General features: G+C 57.2%; 20 protein-coding genes. 5 read left to right on the forward strand and 15 right to left on the reverse strand.

Going from position 1 to position 18,591, the window contains the following annotated elements; genetic code table 11:
• Positions 1-94 precede the first annotated feature (94 nt).
• Positions 95-1,444 carry an acyltransferase family protein gene (locus AC0V6N_RS04005; RefSeq protein WP_486170302.1) on the forward strand — a complete coding sequence of 450 codons (1,350 nt, stop codon included), beginning with the start codon at positions 95-97 and terminating at the stop codon, positions 1,442-1,444.
• Positions 1,445-1,455: 11 nt separating this feature from the next.
• Here the strand turns inward: AC0V6N_RS04005 and AC0V6N_RS04010 are convergent, their stop codons facing one another.
• Entirely contained in the window at positions 1,456-2,754 is a 1,299-nt protein-coding gene (locus AC0V6N_RS04010) for a class I SAM-dependent methyltransferase (protein WP_486170303.1), read from the reverse strand.
• A gap of 118 nt (positions 2,755-2,872) precedes the next feature.
• Here AC0V6N_RS04010 and AC0V6N_RS04015 point away from each other — a divergent pair, with 118 nt between their 5' ends.
• The gene (locus AC0V6N_RS04015; protein ID WP_486170304.1) at positions 2,873-3,319 is read left to right on the forward strand and encodes a DUF1801 domain-containing protein; all 447 of its coding nucleotides are present in this window, start codon (positions 2,873-2,875) and stop codon (positions 3,317-3,319) included.
• Here AC0V6N_RS04015 and AC0V6N_RS04020 read toward each other — a convergent pair.
• Genes AC0V6N_RS04020 through AC0V6N_RS04030 form a run of 3 tightly spaced genes read right to left on the reverse strand, consistent with a single transcriptional unit; the run spans position 3,316 to position 5,506 of the window.
• Positions 3,316-4,065 (reverse strand): molybdopterin-dependent oxidoreductase, encoded by a 750-nt coding sequence (locus tag AC0V6N_RS04020; protein WP_486170305.1) that lies wholly within the window; start codon positions 4,063-4,065, stop codon positions 3,316-3,318. The genes AC0V6N_RS04015 and AC0V6N_RS04020 overlap by 4 nt on opposite strands.
• Entirely contained in the window at positions 4,053-4,745 is a 693-nt protein-coding gene (locus AC0V6N_RS04025; protein ID WP_486170306.1) for a cytochrome b/b6 domain-containing protein, read from the reverse strand. The genes AC0V6N_RS04020 and AC0V6N_RS04025 overlap by 13 nt, the downstream gene beginning before the upstream one ends.
• The gene (locus AC0V6N_RS04030; protein ID WP_486170307.1) at positions 4,742-5,506 is read right to left on the reverse strand and encodes an SDR family oxidoreductase; all 765 of its coding nucleotides are present in this window, start codon (positions 5,504-5,506) and stop codon (positions 4,742-4,744) included. Before AC0V6N_RS04030 ends, AC0V6N_RS04025 begins: the two co-directional genes overlap by 4 nt.
• An 83-nt stretch (positions 5,507-5,589) precedes the next feature.
• Between AC0V6N_RS04030 and AC0V6N_RS04035 the strand changes: the two genes are divergently transcribed.
• Positions 5,590-6,435, forward strand: a complete 846-nt coding sequence (locus tag AC0V6N_RS04035; protein WP_486170308.1) for a PhzF family phenazine biosynthesis protein — start codon at positions 5,590-5,592, stop codon at positions 6,433-6,435.
• 45 nt (positions 6,436-6,480) lie between these two features.
• Here the strand turns inward: AC0V6N_RS04035 and AC0V6N_RS04040 are convergent, their stop codons facing one another.
• From AC0V6N_RS04040 to AC0V6N_RS04080, 9 genes are all read right to left on the reverse strand, one after another.
• Positions 6,481-6,972, reverse strand: a complete 492-nt coding sequence (locus AC0V6N_RS04040; RefSeq protein ID WP_486170309.1) for a glycine zipper 2TM domain-containing protein — start codon at positions 6,970-6,972, stop codon at positions 6,481-6,483.
• 142 nt (positions 6,973-7,114) lie between these two features.
• Positions 7,115-7,753, reverse strand: coding sequence for an MOSC domain-containing protein (locus AC0V6N_RS04045; RefSeq protein ID WP_486170310.1), 639 nt, complete (start codon positions 7,751-7,753; stop codon positions 7,115-7,117).
• 169 nt (positions 7,754-7,922) lie between these two features.
• The gene (locus AC0V6N_RS04050; RefSeq protein WP_486170311.1) at positions 7,923-8,525 is read right to left on the reverse strand and encodes a class I SAM-dependent methyltransferase; all 603 of its coding nucleotides are present in this window, start codon (positions 8,523-8,525) and stop codon (positions 7,923-7,925) included.
• On the reverse strand, positions 8,522-9,226 hold the full coding sequence (locus AC0V6N_RS04055) for a COG3904 family protein (protein WP_486170312.1): 705 nt from the start codon (positions 9,224-9,226) through the stop codon (positions 8,522-8,524). The genes AC0V6N_RS04050 and AC0V6N_RS04055 overlap by 4 nt, the downstream gene beginning before the upstream one ends.
• A complete protein-coding gene (locus AC0V6N_RS04060) occupies positions 9,223-9,798 on the reverse strand; it encodes a hypothetical protein (RefSeq protein WP_486170313.1) in 576 nt (191 codons plus the stop codon). The genes AC0V6N_RS04055 and AC0V6N_RS04060 overlap by 4 nt, the downstream gene beginning before the upstream one ends.
• A gap of 54 nt (positions 9,799-9,852) precedes the next feature.
• On the reverse strand, positions 9,853-11,127 hold the full coding sequence (rlmN, locus tag AC0V6N_RS04065) for a dual-specificity RNA methyltransferase RlmN (protein ID WP_486170314.1): 1,275 nt from the start codon (positions 11,125-11,127) through the stop codon (positions 9,853-9,855).
• A gap of 54 nt (positions 11,128-11,181) precedes the next feature.
• Positions 11,182-11,655 carry an invasion associated locus B family protein gene (locus AC0V6N_RS04070; protein WP_486170315.1) on the reverse strand — a complete coding sequence of 158 codons (474 nt, stop codon included), beginning with the start codon at positions 11,653-11,655 and terminating at the stop codon, positions 11,182-11,184.
• On the reverse strand, positions 11,648-12,130 hold the full coding sequence (gene greB / locus AC0V6N_RS04075; protein WP_486170316.1) for a transcription elongation factor GreB: 483 nt from the start codon (positions 12,128-12,130) through the stop codon (positions 11,648-11,650). The genes AC0V6N_RS04070 and greB overlap by 8 nt, the downstream gene beginning before the upstream one ends.
• An 18-nt stretch (positions 12,131-12,148) precedes the next feature.
• On the reverse strand, positions 12,149-14,110 hold the full coding sequence (locus tag AC0V6N_RS04080) for a lytic transglycosylase domain-containing protein (protein ID WP_486170317.1): 1,962 nt from the start codon (positions 14,108-14,110) through the stop codon (positions 12,149-12,151).
• Between the two features lie 97 nt (positions 14,111-14,207).
• Between AC0V6N_RS04080 and dapA the strand changes: the two genes are divergently transcribed.
• Positions 14,208-15,089 (forward strand): 4-hydroxy-tetrahydrodipicolinate synthase, encoded by an 882-nt coding sequence (dapA, locus tag AC0V6N_RS04085; RefSeq protein WP_486170318.1) that lies wholly within the window; start codon positions 14,208-14,210, stop codon positions 15,087-15,089.
• A gap of 37 nt (positions 15,090-15,126) precedes the next feature.
• Here the strand turns inward: dapA and AC0V6N_RS04090 are convergent, their stop codons facing one another.
• Positions 15,127-15,843, reverse strand: a complete 717-nt coding sequence (locus tag AC0V6N_RS04090; protein ID WP_486170319.1) for a hypothetical protein — start codon at positions 15,841-15,843, stop codon at positions 15,127-15,129.
• A 97-nt stretch (positions 15,844-15,940) separates the two neighbouring features.
• Positions 15,941-17,917 (reverse strand): alpha/beta hydrolase family protein, encoded by a 1,977-nt coding sequence (locus AC0V6N_RS04095; RefSeq protein WP_486170320.1) that lies wholly within the window; start codon positions 17,915-17,917, stop codon positions 15,941-15,943.
• Positions 17,918-18,058: 141 nt separating this feature from the next.
• Between AC0V6N_RS04095 and smpB the strand changes: the two genes are divergently transcribed.
• Complete coding sequence (smpB, locus tag AC0V6N_RS04100; RefSeq protein WP_486170321.1) at positions 18,059-18,541, forward strand: SsrA-binding protein SmpB; 483 nt, start codon at positions 18,059-18,061, stop codon at positions 18,539-18,541.
• Positions 18,542-18,591 lie beyond the last annotated feature (50 nt).

The following is an 18,591-nucleotide window of genomic DNA, read 5'->3' on the forward strand; positions in this document are numbered from 1 at the left end:
GGGAAGGGGGTCTAAGGGCGATCACAAGAATTCGCTTGAAATACAGGCCGCGCGGTCTGACATTTTGCCAAGCGATCAGTGGAGGGACGCACGAATGCTGGCAATGTGGGGTAAGGCGCGCGAGCTTGCGCAAATGGCGCCGCCTGAGCGCAATCGATGGGTCGACTTCTTAAGAGCGGTTTCAATCCTCGCTGTCGTTTTTGGCCATTGGCTGATGGCGGGCCTCTACGTCGATGATGCAGGCGAGTTGCAACGCGGCGATTTGCTGAGCGTAGCGGACTGGACCCATTGGTTGACTTGGGGTTTCCAAGTCATGCCCGTGTTCTTCCTTGTCGGCGGGTTTTCCAACGGAATGAGCTGGGACGCAGTCACGCGCAAAGCCGAACCGGGACAAAAGGGCGTGTATCGCGATTGGCTGGCGAGCCGGGTGCAGCGCCTGATCGGACCGACATTTCCCGTGTTGCTTTTGTGGGCCGTGCTGGCGGTGATCATGACGCAGGTCGGATTGGATCGCGCCCAAATCAGAGACGCGACCGAGGCCGCACTGATCCCTGTTTGGTTCTTGGCTGTTTACTTGATTGTGACAGCCTGCACGCCGCTGACCCGCAAGGCGTGGGAGCGTTACGGCTGGCTGAGCTTTGCGGTCTATATCCCCATCGCGATAGGAGTGGACTGGCTGACCTTTTCGGTCGGTGTCCCCCATATCAACCTTACGAATTTCCTCTGGGTGTTCCTAGCGATCCATCAGCTGGGCTTTGCATGGCGCGATGGGCGGTTTGAGCGGCCCCTGTTTGCGCTTGGGACCTTCGTCGTGGGACTGGCTGTCCTGATCTCGATCACGGTCTATGGCTTCTATCCTGTGTCGATGGTTTCTGCTCCGGGTGGTTTTTCAAACTCACTGCCACCAACATTGGCGCTATTCGCACTGGGCGTTGCGCAAGTGGGGCTTGTGCTCTCGCTAGAGCCGTTAGGGCGTAAAATGCTCGACAACCTGACCATCTGGACTGCGACCGTGCTGATGAACGGCATGATTATGACCGTATATCTGTGGCACCTCACTGCATTTGTGCTGGTGATGACGGTGATGTGGATTGGCTTTGGCGGAGCTGGGCTAAATTCGGTTCCGGGCACTGGCGAGTGGTGGGCAACGCGGCCAATGTGGCTGGGTATCTATATCCTCGCTCTACTGCCGATGATCGCAATTTTCGCAAAACATGAGCGCAGCTTTGGCCCGATCAGAGGTGGGCGTACCGTACCAAAGGCGCGTGTCGTGGGCGGAGTGTTGCTGATCTGCGCAGGGCTTGCCGCAACGGCAGGGATCACCATCACCAGCGAGACGAGCTGGTCAGGCCTAAACATTGCCGTGGTAGCCGCACCGTTTGTAGGCGCGGCTTTGCTGGGCTTTGGCCCGATCTATCGGCCTTCTAACAAGAAAGAGACCTAGAACGGCGGGGTCTACTCTGCCGCTTCTTTGAGGTTAGGGTCAAACCGCCAAGTGGGCACTTCGCCCATTTCACGAAGCCGCGCGCTTTCGTGCATCATGTAATCGCGTGTCATCGGGATGGCATTGCGATCTTTCACATATTGCAACTGCCAATTTACCATCCCGCCATTGCGGAAGCTTTGCTCAGCCCCTGCTAGGTAAAACAGCCACATGCGATAGAAGACCTCGTCATACATCTGCGTAATCTCTTCGCGGTGCATGACAGTGCGGTTGTACCACTCTTCCAAAGTGTGGCTGTAATGGAAGCGCATGGCTTCGACGTCCATGACCTCAAAACCAAACTTTTCGCTCTGCGTGACGAGCTCAGAGAGCGCAGGGATATAGCCGCCGGGGAAGATGTATTTGCGTGTCCAGGCATCCGTGCGTCCGGGAGGGCCGGCACGCCCGCAGCAATGCGAGATCATCACGCCGTCGTCCTTGAGCAGTTTGTTCGTATGCTCAAAGAATTGCGGATAGTGGATAGTGCCCACATGTTCGAGCAAGCCGACGCTGGATATGCGGTCAAATTGCCCCTCTACGTCGCGGTAATCGAGCAGCTCGAACTTCACCTTGTCAGCAACGCCGGCAGCCTCTGCGCGTTCATTGCAGAATTTGATCTGATCAGGGGCGAGCGCCACGCCGAGTACTTCAACACCGTACATTTTATTGAGGTAAAGGCCAAAGCCCCCCCAACCGCATCCAATATCCAAGACGCGCATTCCCTCAGCCTTGCCCGGCTCAAGGTAAAGCTTGGAGGCGAGGTGTGCCTTCTTATCCATTTGCGCCTGTTCAAGGCTGGTCTGAGTGGGATCATCCTCGCGGTAGTAGGCCATCGTGTATTGGCGATCTTCGTCGAGGAAGCGTTCATACAGCTCGCGTGTGAGGTTGTAAGTGTGTTCAGCATTGGCGCGCGCTGAACTTCGCAAATTGATCCCATCGACGGCAGAGGCGACTTTCTCGCTTACCTTTTTGAGGAAGCCCTGTTCTTGAATGGCGCTGTCGCCGATCCGCTTTGTATTAGCGGTCACGAAAAGCAGCAGGTCGCGAATGTCATGCGGCTCTTCGACGACAAGCCACCCCCACATAAACGCCTCTCCCGCGCCCATCTGCGGATAGCGCGCAATGTGATTGGCGGCTTTCTTATTCGTCAGTTTGATCTTGAGCGGAGCCTCTGCACCCTCGCCATATTCATAGACCTTGCCCGTGTGATCGGTAACGGTCAGCCGGCCTTCGCGAATGACCTTGCTGAGAAATTTGTCGAGTAGCCACATATGTAATGCAATCCCCTAAGGTGTCCGCAGTCTCCCGCCTGCGAAATCTGGTTCGGTTTGGCGCGCCATGTGTTATGCTGTCAATCACGCAGTTGGCATCCGATGGGGAGGGATCACAATGGCTGAGGCAAAAACCAAGCCAACGAACGTATCTGCTGAGCAGTTCATCGCAAATGTCGATCCTGCTTCGAAGCGCGAAGATGCAATGGTTTTGGATGCGCTATTCCGCAAGGTGACTGGGGAAGAACCCAAAATGTGGGGTCCGACAATCATCGGATATGGCAGCTATCACTATAAATATGAAAGCGGCCGCGAAGGCGACATGTGCAGGTCCGGCTTCTCTCCCCGCAAGGCTAAGCATTCGCTCTATTTGATGGGCCGTTATTGCGATGCTGAGACGGGAAAGAAGGTCGACGGCCTGCTCGACAAAATGGGCAAACACAAAACCGGAGCAAGCTGCGTTTACGTGAACAAGCTCGCTGACATCGACTTAGGCGTGCTCGAAGAGATTATTGGCGTCTGCTGGAATGCGATGAACCGGGTTTTTCCAGAGGATGCGCGCTAAATCCCAGCATACCACTGGTAATCGCCAATATCCTCCCAAAACCCGCCTTTGCCATCATAGATGTCTTCAAAGCTTGATACGGCCTCGATTGCGGTGAGATATTTGGCGTGTTTGTAGCCCAATTGACGCTCTATCCGCATGCGTAGTGGAGCGCCGTTCTTTTCAGGCAGTGGTTCACCGTTCAGCTCATGCGCGATGATAGTTTGCGGATGGTATGCATCGACCATATCGACGCTCTCATAATAGGCCCGGCCGTAGAGCGTGTCAGCGCAGCGGAAGATGATGAAATTTGCCTCCTCGCGCACTTCTGCAGTGTCCAGCAGATGGGAGAGCTGCGGCCCTGACCACTCCGCTATCGCGCTCCACCCTTCTACGCAATCATGCCGGGTCGTCTGAGTGCGTTGCGGAAGTGCCTTTAGCTCGGCTAGAGATAGGCTCAGCGGTGTCTCAACCAGTCCGCGCACTTCCAATCGCCAGTCCGCAAAGCCATTGGCCGCCTGCTCGCGATATTGCGGCGTGTCGACGGTCAGTGAACCATTGCCGCGAATATCAGGCGAGCGTTCGTGAGGTGCATATTCGGGCGCAAGAGCCTGCCGGTTGGCGAGCGCGCGATGCGCTGTTCTATGCCAGTCCTCAGCAACGTCAAACAGATTTCCGGCGGTCTCTGTCGAGGCCATTTCGGTACAGGCGGCGGCTGGCAGCGCGGCCATCCCGGCCAGCAATGTGCGGCGTTCTATCTTTGCCATGGGCTCTTCTCCGCTCGGTCGCCGGTGATCATTCCCGAGATCTGGCGGCCTGCTCCTGACAACATCACCATCACTAGGTGCACCGCCAAAAAGCCAAACAGGCCCCATGCAAAGAGGAAGTGCAAACTGCGCGCACTTTGCCTGCCGCCTAGTACATCGACCAACCAAGGTGCGGCGACTTCAAAACCGGGGCTGATAGCAAGGCCGGTAAAGATCATCATCGGCAACAATACGCCCAGAACCACGCCGTAGCTGATCCGCTGGAGTGCGTTGTATTTGCGACCATCGACTTCATCTTTGCCAAATTGTCCTCGCACATGCTCGCGAACCTCATGCGTCAGCGCCTTGGGTGACCATTCCTTCACACTGGTCCTTAGATCGCGCCAGAAATGGCCGTTGATCAGGCTCACCACCCACATGACCAACAAACTGACAGCGAAGATCCAGGCAAAGGAATTATGCCAATCGCGCGCCTCGGCAAGGTCATAGCGCTGCGGGATAGTCGCCCACGCGGGAAAGCGGATGACGCTGGTCCATGCATCGGCGGGGTCAAAGCCATAATCGCCCCAATACAAATATCGGTGGGCATTCGAGATATTGAGGCCCGACATAAACAGCACAATGAATGCCAACGCGTTCAGCCAATGCCAGATCCGCGTGATGAGCGAGTGGCGCTTCATTGGGCAGCTTTCTCGCGGGCTAAGTAGATCACATCGCGATCCTGCGACATCAGGTGCTGCCCGCTATCGATGAAAAGGCTCGATCCGGTGCGCAATGTGCCTTTTGCCAAGAACAGCGCCGCATCAACGATTTCGTTTGCACCTGTCTTTCGCTCAAGCAGGTTCAGCCGGTGGGAAAGCTCGGTTTCATCCTCGCTCTGATCGTGACTGGCTAGGATCGCTCCGGGCGCAATTCCGTAAACGCGCGCATCTTGCGCAGCGTTCATGGCAAGCATTGGGATCGTGCTGGCAAGGGCGTGTTTGGACATTGTGTAGCTGAAGAAGTCGGGGTTGGGGTTCTTAAGCTTCATATCGGTCACATTGATCACGCAGCGTGGACCATTGGCATTCGCATTGGCGAGATAGCTTTGCGCCATGCGGGCAGGGGAGAGCGCGTTGACTTGCATCGCTTCTTTGTTCGTTGCCGGGTCCAGTTTGGTTGCATCATCATAGTGAAAAACTGAGGCTGAGTTTATGAGACAGCGCCAATCGGTGAGCCTTGTGGCAAGCTGTTCGATCATCGCCACGGCATTTTCATCATCGCAAAGGTCGCATGCGATGGTCTCTGCACTGGGAAGTGTGGCGGCCAAAGCGTCTGCTTCCTCGCTCGAACTGCGATAGTGGATGACGACATGCCATCCGTTTGTGGCAAAGCCCTTTGCGATCTCTGCACCGATTCGGGTTGCGCCTCCGGTGATCAAAACTTGGGGGAGTTCCATCATTTCTATGGAGCAGAATTTGATGGCCTTGCCTAGCATGCACGTTACAGCATTGGCCCAGATTCAAAGGAGCTTTACCCGTGCCCATGACATGCGATCTGATTGATGTGTTTTGCGATGAAGCCTTAAGCGGCAATCCTCTCGCTGTGGTGCACGGTGCGAATGATCTGACAGCAGAGCAAATGTTGGCGCTCACGCAATGGCTTGGCTTTTCGGAGACGACGTTCCTTTTGCCGCCGACCGATCCCACGGCGGACTACAGAGTGCGCATCTTCTATCCGGGCGGCGAACTTCCCTTCGCCGGCCATCCAACGCTTGGTTCATGTCATGCATGGCTGGCAGCTGGCGGGACGCCGTCTGAGGAAGGCGTGATTGTTCAGGAGTGCGGGATTGGCCTTGTCGAGGTGCGTGCAGATGGCGCAAACCTTGCCTTTAAAGCGCCTGAACTGCTGCGGCATGAACCCTTGTCGCAGGGCGAGCTTGAGGAGGCGGTGCGGCTTACTGGGATTGATGAGGGCGCTCTTATTGAGGGAGTGCATGTGGTGAACGGGCCCAAATGGCAGCTCTTGCGGCTTCGTTCGGCGAAGGACGTATTGGAGGCTGAGGCAGCGGCGAAGGCGCCGCTGGGCACCGATATCGGCTTGGCTGGACCGCATGAAGCGGGGGCGGATCGCGATTGGGAATTGCGCGCATTCTTTGCGGACACTCATGGGCGTTTTGTCGAAGACCCAGTCACAGGCAGCTTCAATGCAGGCGTGGCGATGCACCTGTTTGGCGAAGGGCTTGTGAGCGGAGGTTACAAGGCTGGCCAAGGGCGCAAGATTGGCGCCAATGGCCTTGTTCATTGTGAGCAGGATGCAGATGGCGGTGTTTGGATTGGCGGCGCTTGCGCGACCATCAGCCAGGGCGGTGTGCTTGGCCCGATGGGTTGATGCCGCCTGCTGACATTCAGCAAGCGGCATCGAAGGCACTCGGGTTTAGCGACAGCGAACGTCGCCGCGGTCAAGCTCACGGCCCAGCACTGCGCCCAGCGCTCCGCCGAGCAAGGTGCCGACTGTGCGGTCACCGCGTGTGTCAATCGTGCGGCCGAGCAAGGCGCCGACGCCTGCGCCGATGACTAGCCCTGTGGTGCCATTGTCACGTTCGCAGTAGTAGTTGCCATCACGGCCACGCCAGATGCGATCCCGGCTGCGCAGGCGGCGCGGTTCACGATAGCGTCCGCGTCGGTCATAGATGCGGTCATCACGATAACCGTGACCACGGCGATAGCGGCGATCGTCATCATCATCGTCCCAATCGTCGGCATATTGGCTGACGAGCGCGAGCTCCATGTTTGGGGCGAAGCCTGAGAGTGCTACGTTCTCAAGCGTGTCTGCTGACGCGAAATCTGCATCCAGTTCGGCGGCGTTGGCGGGAGCGGTTATCGCGGCGAGCGAACCGGTGGCGGCAATCAATGCGATGGTTTTCATGGTCGTTTCCTTTCCAGCCTTTCAAGCGGGTGAGGAACAGTTCGTTCATTTTCACCTAACCCTAGATGAACGACCTGTTGGGATTAGCGAAGCGGCGATCAACTGCATTGTGGCTGCGATGGGCTGCCAACCGAGCCCTCCATTAGCCCAAGTGGGCCTGCGCCCGTTCCCGTAGCTTTGGTGACAGTTGCGGCAGATCAGCCAGTTCCGCGTACTCATCTCGAGTCGCCTTGCCTGCCACCAGAACAGCGAAGGCGCGCGCCACGCTCCAGTCACCCGCGCCCAGCGCCACGCGTTCCATCGCATCGCTCGCTTGCACCTCGCCGATCTCAATCACTCTGAAGTACCACCCTGAGCGGCCCGTCTTGATGATGCTTGCCACCATCCCCTTTTCGCCAAAGCGATGTTCGATCTTCCAACAGGGTTGGCGAGGCTGGCTGACCTCCAAGAGAGCAGAGCCGACGCGGAACCGGTCCCCGATATGCACCGTCCCTTCGGTAAGGCCGCGCACGGCAAGATTGGAGCCGAAGGCACCGGGTTCGTCGAGTAGCACGCTATTACCCAATTCACTGCGCCAGTAGTCGTGATGGTCAAGCGGGTAGAGATGCACCGCCATTTCTGGCCCACCATGCACGCGCCGGTCGGCTTGCTCGTCTGGGGCAAAGCCTTCGTCCAGCACTTGCACCAGCCCTTCGCGCGGGCGTTTGGCAATCGCGCTGGACTCAACCCCGTTGAACGGGCGCGCGGTGCCGGTGCAGACGGCTTCGACGATGTGCTTCATTGTGCGCTCTTCCCTAGGCCAAACCCGAGACATGGACCACATGTTACACGGTCCTGAGAAAGAAAACTTCGCGCAAATTTGCCGCTGCCAGCCTTGTGCATTTTAGGTGAGAGATGGGAGTTCATTCCTGCATTTCAGCATATCGAGCCTGAGTAGGAAAGCGGTCCATTTAGGCTGTTTTCTGAACCGTCAAAGCGATCCAGTCGCGCTGCGTTCCATCGGAACCCTTGCCCGCATAAACCTCTTCATCAAGTGTTTCGAAGCCCGCATCACGATATCGATCCCTGAGCCACTGCGCGTTTGGGAAGTTGTGCAGCCGCCCCAGCAAATCGCGGCCTTCGCCATCGCCCAGCTTGTAGTTTGCAAAATGCAGCCCGCCCGCGCGCAAGGCGGCAAAAATAGCGGCCAACACGCTTGGCAAAAAGTCACGCGGACAATGGAGCAGGCACGCCTGTGCCCACACCGCATCATAGGCATCCACCGCGTCCAGTTCATCAAACCGCATAACGCGCGCATTCACATCAAAACGCTCATTCGCTTTTTTGACCATCGCTGGCACGCCATCGGTCGCATCGAGCGCAAAGCCACGCTGTTTGATCCGATTGGAATCCTGACCACCTCCGCAGCCAAGCTCAAGCACAGTTGCGCCTTTTGCCAATCGATCAAGGAACGGATCGAGCTGCCAGGCATGGGCCTGCGCATGGCTCATCGTGTAATGCGGCGCGCGCTGTGAATAGAATTCCAGATTTGCCGGGTCGAGCGACGTCTTCACTGCGCTGCGTTTACGACATTGTATTCGCGAACCTCGCCCGCGGTCAGACAGTAACGCGTGCTAGGGTCGGTTTCGCTGCTTATGGCCTGCTGTTGATACATAACATTCGTCAAAAGCTTACGGCTGATCCCCATTCTGATGAGGAAGTCATTGTCTTCGGTTGCGAGCAGTGCCGAGGATTGTTCAATGTTGGCGATTAGTTCTGTGGTCGCTTCGCTGCCGTCGATCACTGCATCGTCGATAATCCAGCGGTCACGCGTATGCGTGAACATGTGGACCATGAACACGCCGCCTTCTTCGACGATCCTTTGAGCGCCGCCCATAAAGACGAAATTGCATGCGGAAAAACAGGTCCAACCATCAGGAACGCGGGTTAGCAGACCATAATTGCGAATAATGCGCCCGGCATCATTGCCGGCACGTGCATTGCCTCCGCGAGACCTTAGCCAGATTTCTCCGATCATCGGGTCTGCGTCGATCGCCTGCTTAATCCTGTCAGGCATGGTCGCATCAATCCGGCCTTCGGCGAGCAGGACATTGAAGTTTTCCCCTTCGACAACCTTAAAGGTCATCGGCTCTGAAGATCCCCAATTGGGTTCAGCCGGGCAGGTCGGGTTGTCCGGGTCGGGGGCCGCTGCCGCAGTGCTTAGTGCAAGGCAAGCCAATGCGCCGAGCGCGCGAAGGGACCAGCGCTGCTTCATACGACAATCGTATATCGCGGAGAACCAGCAAGGCGGCACATACGCTTTTCCGCGCGGGTTTCTTCGCCTTCGACGATGATCACATCGGTCACGGTGATGCAGTCATCGCCGCCGCTTGAAGCCTCGCGAGCGGTGACGGTTGAATTCCCGCTCACATCATCGCGTGTCTCCGATTCCCAAGAGGCGCTGCGGCCCACTTCGGGTGCCGTTTGATTGCCTTCCTCGTCCACGACTGTGGTGGCAGCCTCGGTCGCTTGGGCAGCTTGCTTTTGCTCTTGCGCGTCAAGTTTGCAGGCGATGTCTTTGGTGAGCTGCGACTGGAATTCGGAAACAGGGACAAATGAACCAAGTCCCGCGCGCCGTGCAGTTCGCCCAGCGGCACCGCCCAGCAACCCGCCAATAATGCCGCGCGCTGTGTCGCCGGTGGAGCCTGTTTCGCACCCTTCGGCGGCTTGCGCGCCCCTTTGCGCATCGCGGAAAAGGCCGCGGAACTGTGCCTGCGCAGGTAATGCCGACAATGCCATCGCCAGCACCGCGCCAGATAGCGTAATTGTTCTGATTGTTTTGATCATGCTTCCCCCTACCGCAGCCCATCTTAGGCGCATTGGAGATTTTCGCCAACCTGATCAGGAAACAGCATTTTCGGCTTCCGCCGCCTCTCGGTCGCGTTCTTCGCGGTCTCTTTGGGCCCGGCTTTTCTTTTGCGCGGCGGTCTTTAGCTGGCCGCAGGCTGCATCAATGTCGCGCCCGCGCGGTGTGCGGATGGGGGCGCTGATCCCGCCTTCAAACACGATATTGCTGAATGAGCGAATGCGGTCAGGGTCTGAACATTCATACTCTGCGCCCGGCCACGGATTAAACGGGATGAGGTTTACCTTGGCAGGCAGGTCGTAATGCTTGAGCAGGCGGACGAGTTCGTGGGCGTCTTCGTCGCTGTCATTCTTGTCCTTCAGCATCACATATTCAAACGTGATCCGCCGCGCATTGGACGCCTTGGGATAGTCAGCGCAGGCCTGAAGCAGCTCTTCGATCCCGTATTTCTTGTTCAGCGGTACGATCTCGTCGCGCACTGGCTTTGTAACCGCATGCAGGGATACCGCGAGATTGACGCCGATTTCTTCGCCGCAACGCTCCATCATCGGGATTACGCCGCTGGTGGATAGGGTGATGCGCCGCTTTGATAGGGCAAGGCCTTCGCCGTCCATCACAAGGTTTAGCGCATCGCGGACATGGTCGAAATTATAGAGCGGTTCGCCCATGCCCATCATCACGATATTGGTGAGCAGGCGGCCATCGGCGGTATAGCGCGCTTCGCTTTCGGCGCTTTCATCATCTTCAAAGGCGAAATCCATCTTGCCCTTGGGCCATTCACCTAAAGCATCGCGCGCCAGCATGACCTGCCCAACGATTTCTCCCGGCGTCAGATTACGCACCAGACGCATGGTACCGGTGTGGCAGAAAGTGCAGTTGAGCGTGCAACCGACCTGGCTTGAAACGCACAAGGTTCCGCGTGTTTCATCGGGGATGAAGACCATCTCAAAATCATGGCCGTCATCGGTTTGCAAAAGCCATTTGCGCGTGCCGTCAGAGCTGTGTTGAGCTTCAACCACATTGGGACGGCCAATCACAAAGCGATCCGTCAGCCACGGGCGCATGGTCTTGGAGATGTCGGTCATGGCGTCGAAGTCTGTGACGCCGCGGTGGTAAATCCAGTGATAGACTTGTTTTGAACGAAGCTTTGCCTGCTTTGCGTCCAAGCCGGCCTCTTCGAACAATTCACGAATGCGCGGGCGGCGCAGGCCCATCAGATCAACGCGGCCATCCTCGCGCGGCGTGATGTCACGCGCCACAGGAACCGGATCGACCTGTCCGGGGATCGTCATGAGTGTCGTATCTGCCATGATTGGCGCGCTACATAGTGGCACTTGGCCGGTTTGACCAGACTTGAGCTTACCTCAGGCGCAGCCCACGACGGCGGCATCGATTGCGGTGGAGGCTCCGGTAAGGCTGTAGCGGTCGGTGAAACGCCGCCCCTGCGCATCGCGCCCCGACACGCTCATCCGTGAAGCAGACCGCATGGCGGCCACGACGGCTGCGTCCATCTGTATGTCTTTCGCCCAAGCATTGCGGCCATTGGCGGCAAGCGCAAAATTCGTGTCGCCGATCCTCAATGTGATGTCAGCGTCCTCAGACACGCTGCGCGACAACCGCAAATGGAGCTGCCCGCGCACGTTGGAGCCGGGCCAATTGGCGATGCTGGCAAAGGGGCCGCTATCTGTTCCGCCTGAAGGTTTCGCAATAGCATAACAGCGCTGCGGATTATCATCGCGAAACGCGCCCCAATTGGAGTAGACGCCAAGGCTGTCTTTTGCAGCGAGCGGGCTTGTGACGAGTGCGACGGAGGCGAGAGCGAGAGCGGTTTTATTCATAACTGATAGCCATCACTTCCCATTCCTTGGTGCCACTAGGCAAGCGTACGGTGCGCAAGTCACCGATAGCCGAACCACGCAGCGCCTTTGCGATTGGAGAGCTCCAACCCACGCGGCCCTCGCTGGCGTTCTGTTCATCATCACCCACGATGGTGACCTTCTGGCGCGCATCGTCTTCATCGGCAAGTTCAACCTGCGCGCCGAAAAACACGCGTGCCTTGTCTGGCTGTTGTGATGGATCAACCACGCGGCATGCTTTCATCCGGCGCGATAGGTAGCCAAGTTCCCGGTCAATCTCGCGCATGCGCTTTCGCCCATAGAGATAGTCGCCGTTTTCGCTGCGGTCGCCATTGCCCGCTGCCCAACTGACAATCTCCACGATTTCAGGGCGCTCTTTTCCCAGCAAGTGATCATAGCGCGCTTTGAGCGCAGCCATACCTTGCGGAGTGATTGGCGGTCCCTGCTTAATGGCCATTACGCCTGAACATTGGGCTTACGGCAGGAACGTGTCGACGGTACGCGGACGACCTGCCTCTTGCGGATACATATGCGAATAGCTCACCGCATTTCCGATCACTCGCATCACGTAATAACGGGTCTCGAAATTGGCTGGGATTTTCTCAATCCACGTCACCCAGTCAATGTCACCTCGGCGTGGATCTCCATTCAGGCGGATCCACTGGCGCACTCTGCCAGGCCCTGCATTATAGGACGCAATGGCAAGCGGATAGGCACCGCCATACAAATCCATCCGGCGCGCAAAATGCGCATCGCCCAAAGTGATGTTGTATTGCGGGTCTTCAGTCAGGTTCGCGCTGAGATATTGGACACCCAGAATGCCCGCTTCCTCACGCGCCGTGCTCGGCAAAAGCTGCATCACACCGATGGCGTTGGCGTGGCTTTTGCGCGTGCGGTCAAATTCGCTTTCCTGACGGCTGATCGCGTGCACCATCGTCCAGTCATTGATCCGGCGCGGGGTGGGGTAGGTGGGGAAGCCCACCCGTTCAAAGCCCTTAAACCCGTTTGCGCCCGCTTCCATGCCGACCACGACCGCCATTTCTGGAAGGCCTACTTCTTCGGCCAACTGGCTGACCATGATCAGCTCTTGCTCAGTCTCGGCGCTGGAGCCGATTGCTTGGAAGAACCGGCGCTCTGTGCGCCAATCGCGGCGATTGGCAGCCATGGTGCGGATTGCGCGGGTCAAGGAACTTGCTTCGAATGCGGCGCGCTCTTCGGAAGAGACGGACGGCTGCGGTATTTGCGCAAAATTGGGCATTTGGCGGCCCAGCGCGCTGATCGAGAGTTGACCGTAATAATAATGCGGGAATTCAGCGGCCATTTCGAAATAGCGCACTGCGTTTGCCTCATCGCCAGCTTCGCGTGAGGCACGGCCCGCCCAATAAAAACCCTTTGCTCGGGTCAGCGGGGTGCGCGCAGCCTGACCATAGCGGAGGAATAGCGGCGCAGCGCGCCGTCCATCACGCAGCCGCCAAAGCGCATTGGTGCCGCCTTTCCACATCAGGTCGGTGTACTTATCGCGAAGCGCAAACGAGCCTTTGGAAATGTCCGTGCCCGGCGCGAACAGATCGTCGACCTTGCTTGCGATACGCACGGTGTTCTGAATATCCGCCGCCGTTGCCAGCGCGAGCATATCTTCGACCATTTCGGCCGCATCAAAGGCTGGCGCGTCAAAGTTCTGACGGTTCGCCATCAAACTGATCGCAGAGCCTGTGTTGCGGCGCGCGCGATAATAATTGACTAGGTTGAAGACATAGCCTGCATCACGCTGCGCACCGGCGGGAACCGATAGACCTGCCGCTTGAGGCGTTGACCCGCGCACCAATGCGATGCGCGCCAATGCCATGGGGCGATCTTCTGCTGCCAAATTGACAAGGTTGCGCTCTGCCGCCTCTGCCTGGCTTTGCCAGAGCAGCGCATCCATGCGTGCTGCGTGATCGTCTTCGCTAAACAAAGACCCGAACAGGCCGAGCATGTATGCCTCTGCAGGGCCGCTCATCTCGCCGCCGCGCCATGCTGCGCGCGCCCATTCGGTTGCCTCGGGGCGGTTGGCGGAAGCAAGGGCCAGCGCATATCGTGCGCGGCCTTTATTGGTCAGCGGCGGGTGCTCATCAAAGAAGCTGAGGATTTCAGCATTGCTAGGCGCTTCGTCATCCAAACGATTTTCAGCGCGCAGGCGGATGATCTCGCCGCGTGGAAAATCGGGATAGGCCATCGCAAAGCCGGCATAATCGGCATAGCGATATTCGCCCTGTCCATGCAATTGTTCCCACCGCGAAATCGCAGCGCCGATCTGGCTCGGCTGTTGAGCCACCAGATTGCCGCGCTGGTTCGAATTTTGTGCCGAAGACGGTGTTGAAAGGGCGCCAATAGAGGCTGCTGCAAAGGCTGCAAGAACGAGGGGTTTGGAAATCAATTTACTGACCATGCTGGACATAGTGCCGATCGGCTCCTTATCAGGCGCTTAACGAAGTTCTTGGCGAACTTTCTGTGCGCCGCATAGTCAAATTATTGTCTTAGACAGGAAAAAAGCAATGTTCAGCGGTTCTATTCCCGCTCTAGCGACTCCTTTCCGCGATGGATCGTTCGATGAAGCCGCCTTTCGCAAGCTCGTCGATTGGCAAATAGACAATGGCAGCGCCGCTTTGGTGCCGTGTGGAACGACCGGCGAAGCCTCAACCCTCTCCAATGCAGAGCATCACCGCGTAATCGAAGTGTGCATTGAGCAAGCCGCCGGACGCGTGCCGGTGATTGCTGGATGCGGCAGCAACGATACGAAGAACGCCGCGCTGCATATGAATTTTGCAAGGAAAGCGGGCGCGGCTGCCGGGCTATGCGTGGCACCTTATTACAACCGCCCCAGTCAAGAAGGCATCATCGCGCATTTCAGCTATCTGGCTGAAAATTGCGAGCTGCCCATCGTCCTTTACAATGTGCCCGCACGCACGGTGACGGATATTGAGGATGAGACGGTTGTTGAGCTGGTTCGCAAGTTTCCTGAGAAGATCATCGCTATTAAAGATGCGAGCGGAGACCTCTCCCGCGTCGCTGATCACCGGATGGGCATTGGCCGCGACTTCTGCCAGCTTTCTGGCAACGACGAGTTGTGGCTGCCGCATTCCGCTGCCGGGGGCAGGGGGGCTATCTCGGTCACGGCCAATGTCGCGCCCGCTCTATGCGCAGAATTCCACGAAGCGATTGCGGCGAATGAGCTGAAGAAAGCGCGCGAGCTGAATGACAGGCTGTTCCCGCTGCATTACGCAATGTTCTCTGACGCTTCGCCCGCGCCCGTGAAATATGCGCTGAGCCGCGTGCATGACTGGTTTGAGCCTGCCGTACGTCTGCCAATTGTCGAGGCAAGCGCGGCGTCACGCAAGGCGGTGGATGAAGCGCTGGAGCATGCTGGGCTGGTTTAGGCCGCTTACGATGCAGGGCTGACCCAAGCGCGAACAATCAGTCGCCCCAGTGTCCGCTTCCATAACTGCCTTGAGACCAAGCCGCATCGCTTGAGCGTGAGCGACGACCAGACTTATTATCAAAGTGGCCGGCATACTTGGACGCGATTGCAGTCTCAATGCGCCGCTTGGCATCATCGGCCTGGCCGATCCTGCCTTCTAGCCGATCATACGCGCGTTGCCCGTACATTTGAATGAAGTCTTCGTCTGAGTTTGCGAGGGGGCGCTGCTGCAGCTGGGAAAGGACATACTCGGTGGCCAACACTTCGGCTGCCGCTTCCATTCTGGCCAGATCACCCGGAATGACTTTGCCAGTGTCGCTCAGCCAATCATAATTGAATTGGGCTGAGACATCGACGGTGCTTCGGCTTCTTGTGACCGGCTCAACTACGACATCAAAGTCGATCACATGGTCGCCTGCCAAAGTGACCTTCATCGCAACCACACCGTTATCCTTGACAATGGTGGACGATCCGATCGGTGCTAGAGATTGCCCACCATATCTGGACTCAAATGTTTGAACCGCAGACCGCGCGGACATATTGGCAAGGCGACTGCGAACCGTGTTCTCGTTCAAATCGACGGGCTGAGGGGCGATAAAATCAGCGCGTTCAGCTCCAAAAGCGCCAGCGAAAGCGCTCGGGTAAAGTGTCGCTGCGGCACCCGCTGACGCGCCGAGCGCTAACAGTCCTAAAGAGATGGCCTTCAAGTTCATCTCTATTCAATCGCACGCAATAGTATCTTTTGGATTAAGCCACTTAAGGCGCGCATCGGTGCTGTTTTACTCAGTCGCATTGGCGCGTTGAAGTCAATCAATCGCTCGGATTGTGCTCTTGAACAAAGGTCACTGCTGAATTCAGCATCAATTGCCGTGTCTCTGAGAGGGAAAGCCAGTGGTCTTCGCCTTCGAGCGTGATGAATTGATGCGGCTTGTCTTCATCATCAAGCGCGTCGGCCATTTTGACCGAGTGAATGTATGGCACCACGGAATCGTCTTTGCCGTGGATCAACATGATCGGTGCATCGGCTCGGTCGGCAAAGCGGTCGGGTGAATGGTCGTCCCATGCATCCGGATCACCCAATTGTTCGCGCAAGGCGGTGCGGGTTACGCGCGCTTGGCCGCTGGCCTGATAATCTTCGCGGTACATCCGGCGAATATTGGTGACAGGCGCGACGGCGACTGCGCAGCGATAGATGCCTTGCTGCAAAGTGACCCCGGCAAGCGCAGCATATCCGCCATAGCTCGCCCCGACGATGCAGGCGCGCTCTGGATCGACTATTCCCTCCTCAGCCAAAGCAGCAAGACCATCGGAGATATCGGTCTGCATTTTGCGGCCCCATTCGCCATATCCGGCCCTGCGGAATGCTCCTGTTCGGTTAGTTGAGCCTCTGAAATTCGGCTGGAACACCGCATAGCCACGCGAAGCAAAAGCCTGCGCCCACCAGTCAAACTGTTCGCGATCATAAGTGTGAGGCCCGCCATGCGGCAGCATGACCACCGGTAGATCCTTGGCCTCGCGTCCCGGCGGAAGGGTGAGGATACCGTCCATCTCCATCCCATCAGCGGCGGTGTATTCAAAGGTTGAAAACTCGCCGACATGCTGTGGCTCAATGGCTCTGCGTTCATAGGCAAAAGCGCGCGCGGCCAAATTGTTGACGTCAACGGTAAACCAGCTGCCGCTGTCGCCCGATCCCGTTGTGCGAACGATCACATGATCGAGGCCATTGCTCCAGTCCATCATATCCATATTGAACGCGCTGAAGGCCTGCTGAATTCGGCTGGCTGCCTCTGAATCTTGGTCGTTAAAGAATACTGGCCGCGGGTTTGCAGCGTCCTCGCGATAGCCGGTGAGGTGGCCGGTCATTTCGTCGAAATACAATCGGTCGATGTCCACTTGAGGCAGGAATTTTTTCGGCGAACCGCCTGCCAATGGCACTTCAAAACGCAGAGTCTGATTGTCTTCATTGGTTTCGAAATAAATGACGCTTTGGCCATCTTTACCCAGCCCGATCAACCCGCTGCGACCGCTTTGCGTGCGGCCTTCGGCAATAACATCGCGGTCGGCATTGCGAATATCCCAGGTGCCTGAATTTCGGCTGATGTCATAGGTTACAGCAACCTCGCCATTGGCATCGACCAGCCAGTCATTATCGTGGTCAGTATCGGCCGCCATGGCGATCCGCTGGGTCTTTCCATCCAGCATATCGACCCGGTACAAAAACGGGTGTCCATGGCGAAAAACATATTCGTTGCGCGTGCCACGCGACAATTCGAGCGCCCCGAAAAATCCATACCAGCGCCCATCAATCTGACGCAGCCCGTAATTGCCAAAGATCGCGCTGACCAAGTTACGTCGATCATCGAAAACGGTAATGCTGCTTGATGCATCGCCGATTGGAATGACCGAAGCGATAGAGAATTCGTGCTTGTCAGCAGCGAATGCGTACCCCAAATCCTCGGTGATCGAATAGGTTAGAAGGATGCGGTCTTCGCCCACCCAGTCAAAGCTGCGCACCTTCATGTCGTTGACGTTTGTGCGCAAGATAACCTGATCATTTTCGTCAAAGGCCACCAGCAACCTTGTGCCTCTGATCGTCATCAAAGCAGCGATGCGCGTACCCGAGGGCGATAAAGCGGCGTTCTCAATTTCAGGCAATTGGCCATAGGCGCTCAATGGAGGCATATCTTGCGGTGAGGATTGCGCGGAAAGACGAGTTGGCAGGGCTGCAATCGCCAAAGCGAGCCCAATTGTTGCGGTGATGCCAAGAATTCGCTGCAAGATCTGCATTATGACTTCATCCCCCTGTCGAAGCATTTGAGTAAAACATGGCGTAAGTTCGCTGCAAAAACAACATGCTTGGCGTTTGATTTGCGCAGACAAACTGATCGCTTTTCATTCGATGCGTGATTGCGTAGATGCGCTCAGATTATGGCTCGCCCAAAACCCGAAACTTTCGACAAGCAAAAGACCGTCGCGGAAAATCGCCGTGCGCGGTTCGACTATGCGATTGAGGATAAATTCGAAGCTGGCCTCGCTTTGCAGGGCACAGAGGTAAAGGCGCTGCGTGCTGGGCAGGCAACGATTGCGGAAAGCTATGCCGAGGTGCGCGATGGAGAGGTTTGGCTGATCAACGCCAACATCCCTGAATACAGCCACGGCAACCGCCTGAATCACGAACCGCGCCGCCCGCGCAAATTGCTGTTGAACACCCGTGAGATCAACAAGCTGTTCGGCGCTGTCGAACGCAAAGGCATGACGCTGGTGCCGCTGTCTGTTTACTTTAACCGCACGGGCCGCGCGAAGGTCGAATTGGCGCTGGCGAAGGGTAAGCAGGCGCATGACAAGCGTCAGACTGTTAAAGACCGCGATTGGAAGCGTGACAAAGCTCGTCTGATGCGTGACCGCGGCTAGGGTGAAATAACGCGCGCGATTAACCCACTGGTCAGGCGCAAATCGCTACC

It is taken from the genome of Erythrobacter sp. S57(2025) (assembly GCF_057365055.1).

What these genes read in the sequence shown, in the direction of transcription:
- AC0V6N_RS04005 (WP_486170302.1), top strand. Translation starts at nt 95, where the DNA reads ATGCTGGCAATGTGGGGTAAGGCGCGCGAGCTTGCGCAAATGGCGCCG.
- AC0V6N_RS04010 (WP_486170303.1), bottom strand. Translation starts at nt 2,754, where the DNA reads ATGTGGCTACTCGACAAATTTCTCAGCAAGGTCATTCGCGAAGGCCGG.
- AC0V6N_RS04015 (WP_486170304.1), top strand. Translation starts at nt 2,873, where the DNA reads ATGGCTGAGGCAAAAACCAAGCCAACGAACGTATCTGCTGAGCAGTTC.
- AC0V6N_RS04020 (WP_486170305.1), bottom strand. Translation starts at nt 4,065, where the DNA reads ATGGCAAAGATAGAACGCCGCACATTGCTGGCCGGGATGGCCGCGCTG.
- AC0V6N_RS04025 (WP_486170306.1), bottom strand. Translation starts at nt 4,745, where the DNA reads ATGAAGCGCCACTCGCTCATCACGCGGATCTGGCATTGGCTGAACGCG.
- AC0V6N_RS04030 (WP_486170307.1), bottom strand. Translation starts at nt 5,506, where the DNA reads ATGATGGAACTCCCCCAAGTTTTGATCACCGGAGGCGCAACCCGAATC.
- AC0V6N_RS04035 (WP_486170308.1), top strand. Translation starts at nt 5,590, where the DNA reads ATGACATGCGATCTGATTGATGTGTTTTGCGATGAAGCCTTAAGCGGC.
- AC0V6N_RS04040 (WP_486170309.1), bottom strand. Translation starts at nt 6,972, where the DNA reads ATGAAAACCATCGCATTGATTGCCGCCACCGGTTCGCTCGCCGCGATA.
- AC0V6N_RS04045 (WP_486170310.1), bottom strand. Translation starts at nt 7,753, where the DNA reads ATGAAGCACATCGTCGAAGCCGTCTGCACCGGCACCGCGCGCCCGTTC.
- AC0V6N_RS04055 (WP_486170312.1), bottom strand. Translation starts at nt 9,226, where the DNA reads ATGAAGCAGCGCTGGTCCCTTCGCGCGCTCGGCGCATTGGCTTGCCTT.
- AC0V6N_RS04060 (WP_486170313.1), bottom strand. Translation starts at nt 9,798, where the DNA reads ATGATCAAAACAATCAGAACAATTACGCTATCTGGCGCGGTGCTGGCG.
- rlmN (WP_486170314.1), bottom strand. Translation starts at nt 11,127, where the DNA reads ATGGCAGATACGACACTCATGACGATCCCCGGACAGGTCGATCCGGTT.
- AC0V6N_RS04070 (WP_486170315.1), bottom strand. Translation starts at nt 11,655, where the DNA reads ATGAATAAAACCGCTCTCGCTCTCGCCTCCGTCGCACTCGTCACAAGC.
- greB (WP_486170316.1), bottom strand. Translation starts at nt 12,130, where the DNA reads ATGGCCATTAAGCAGGGACCGCCAATCACTCCGCAAGGTATGGCTGCG.
- AC0V6N_RS04080 (WP_486170317.1), bottom strand. Translation starts at nt 14,110, where the DNA reads ATGTCCAGCATGGTCAGTAAATTGATTTCCAAACCCCTCGTTCTTGCA.
- dapA (WP_486170318.1), top strand. Translation starts at nt 14,208, where the DNA reads ATGTTCAGCGGTTCTATTCCCGCTCTAGCGACTCCTTTCCGCGATGGA.
- AC0V6N_RS04090 (WP_486170319.1), bottom strand. Translation starts at nt 15,843, where the DNA reads ATGAACTTGAAGGCCATCTCTTTAGGACTGTTAGCGCTCGGCGCGTCA.
- AC0V6N_RS04095 (WP_486170320.1), bottom strand. Translation starts at nt 17,917, where the DNA reads ATGCAGATCTTGCAGCGAATTCTTGGCATCACCGCAACAATTGGGCTC.
- smpB (WP_486170321.1), top strand. Translation starts at nt 18,059, where the DNA reads ATGGCTCGCCCAAAACCCGAAACTTTCGACAAGCAAAAGACCGTCGCG.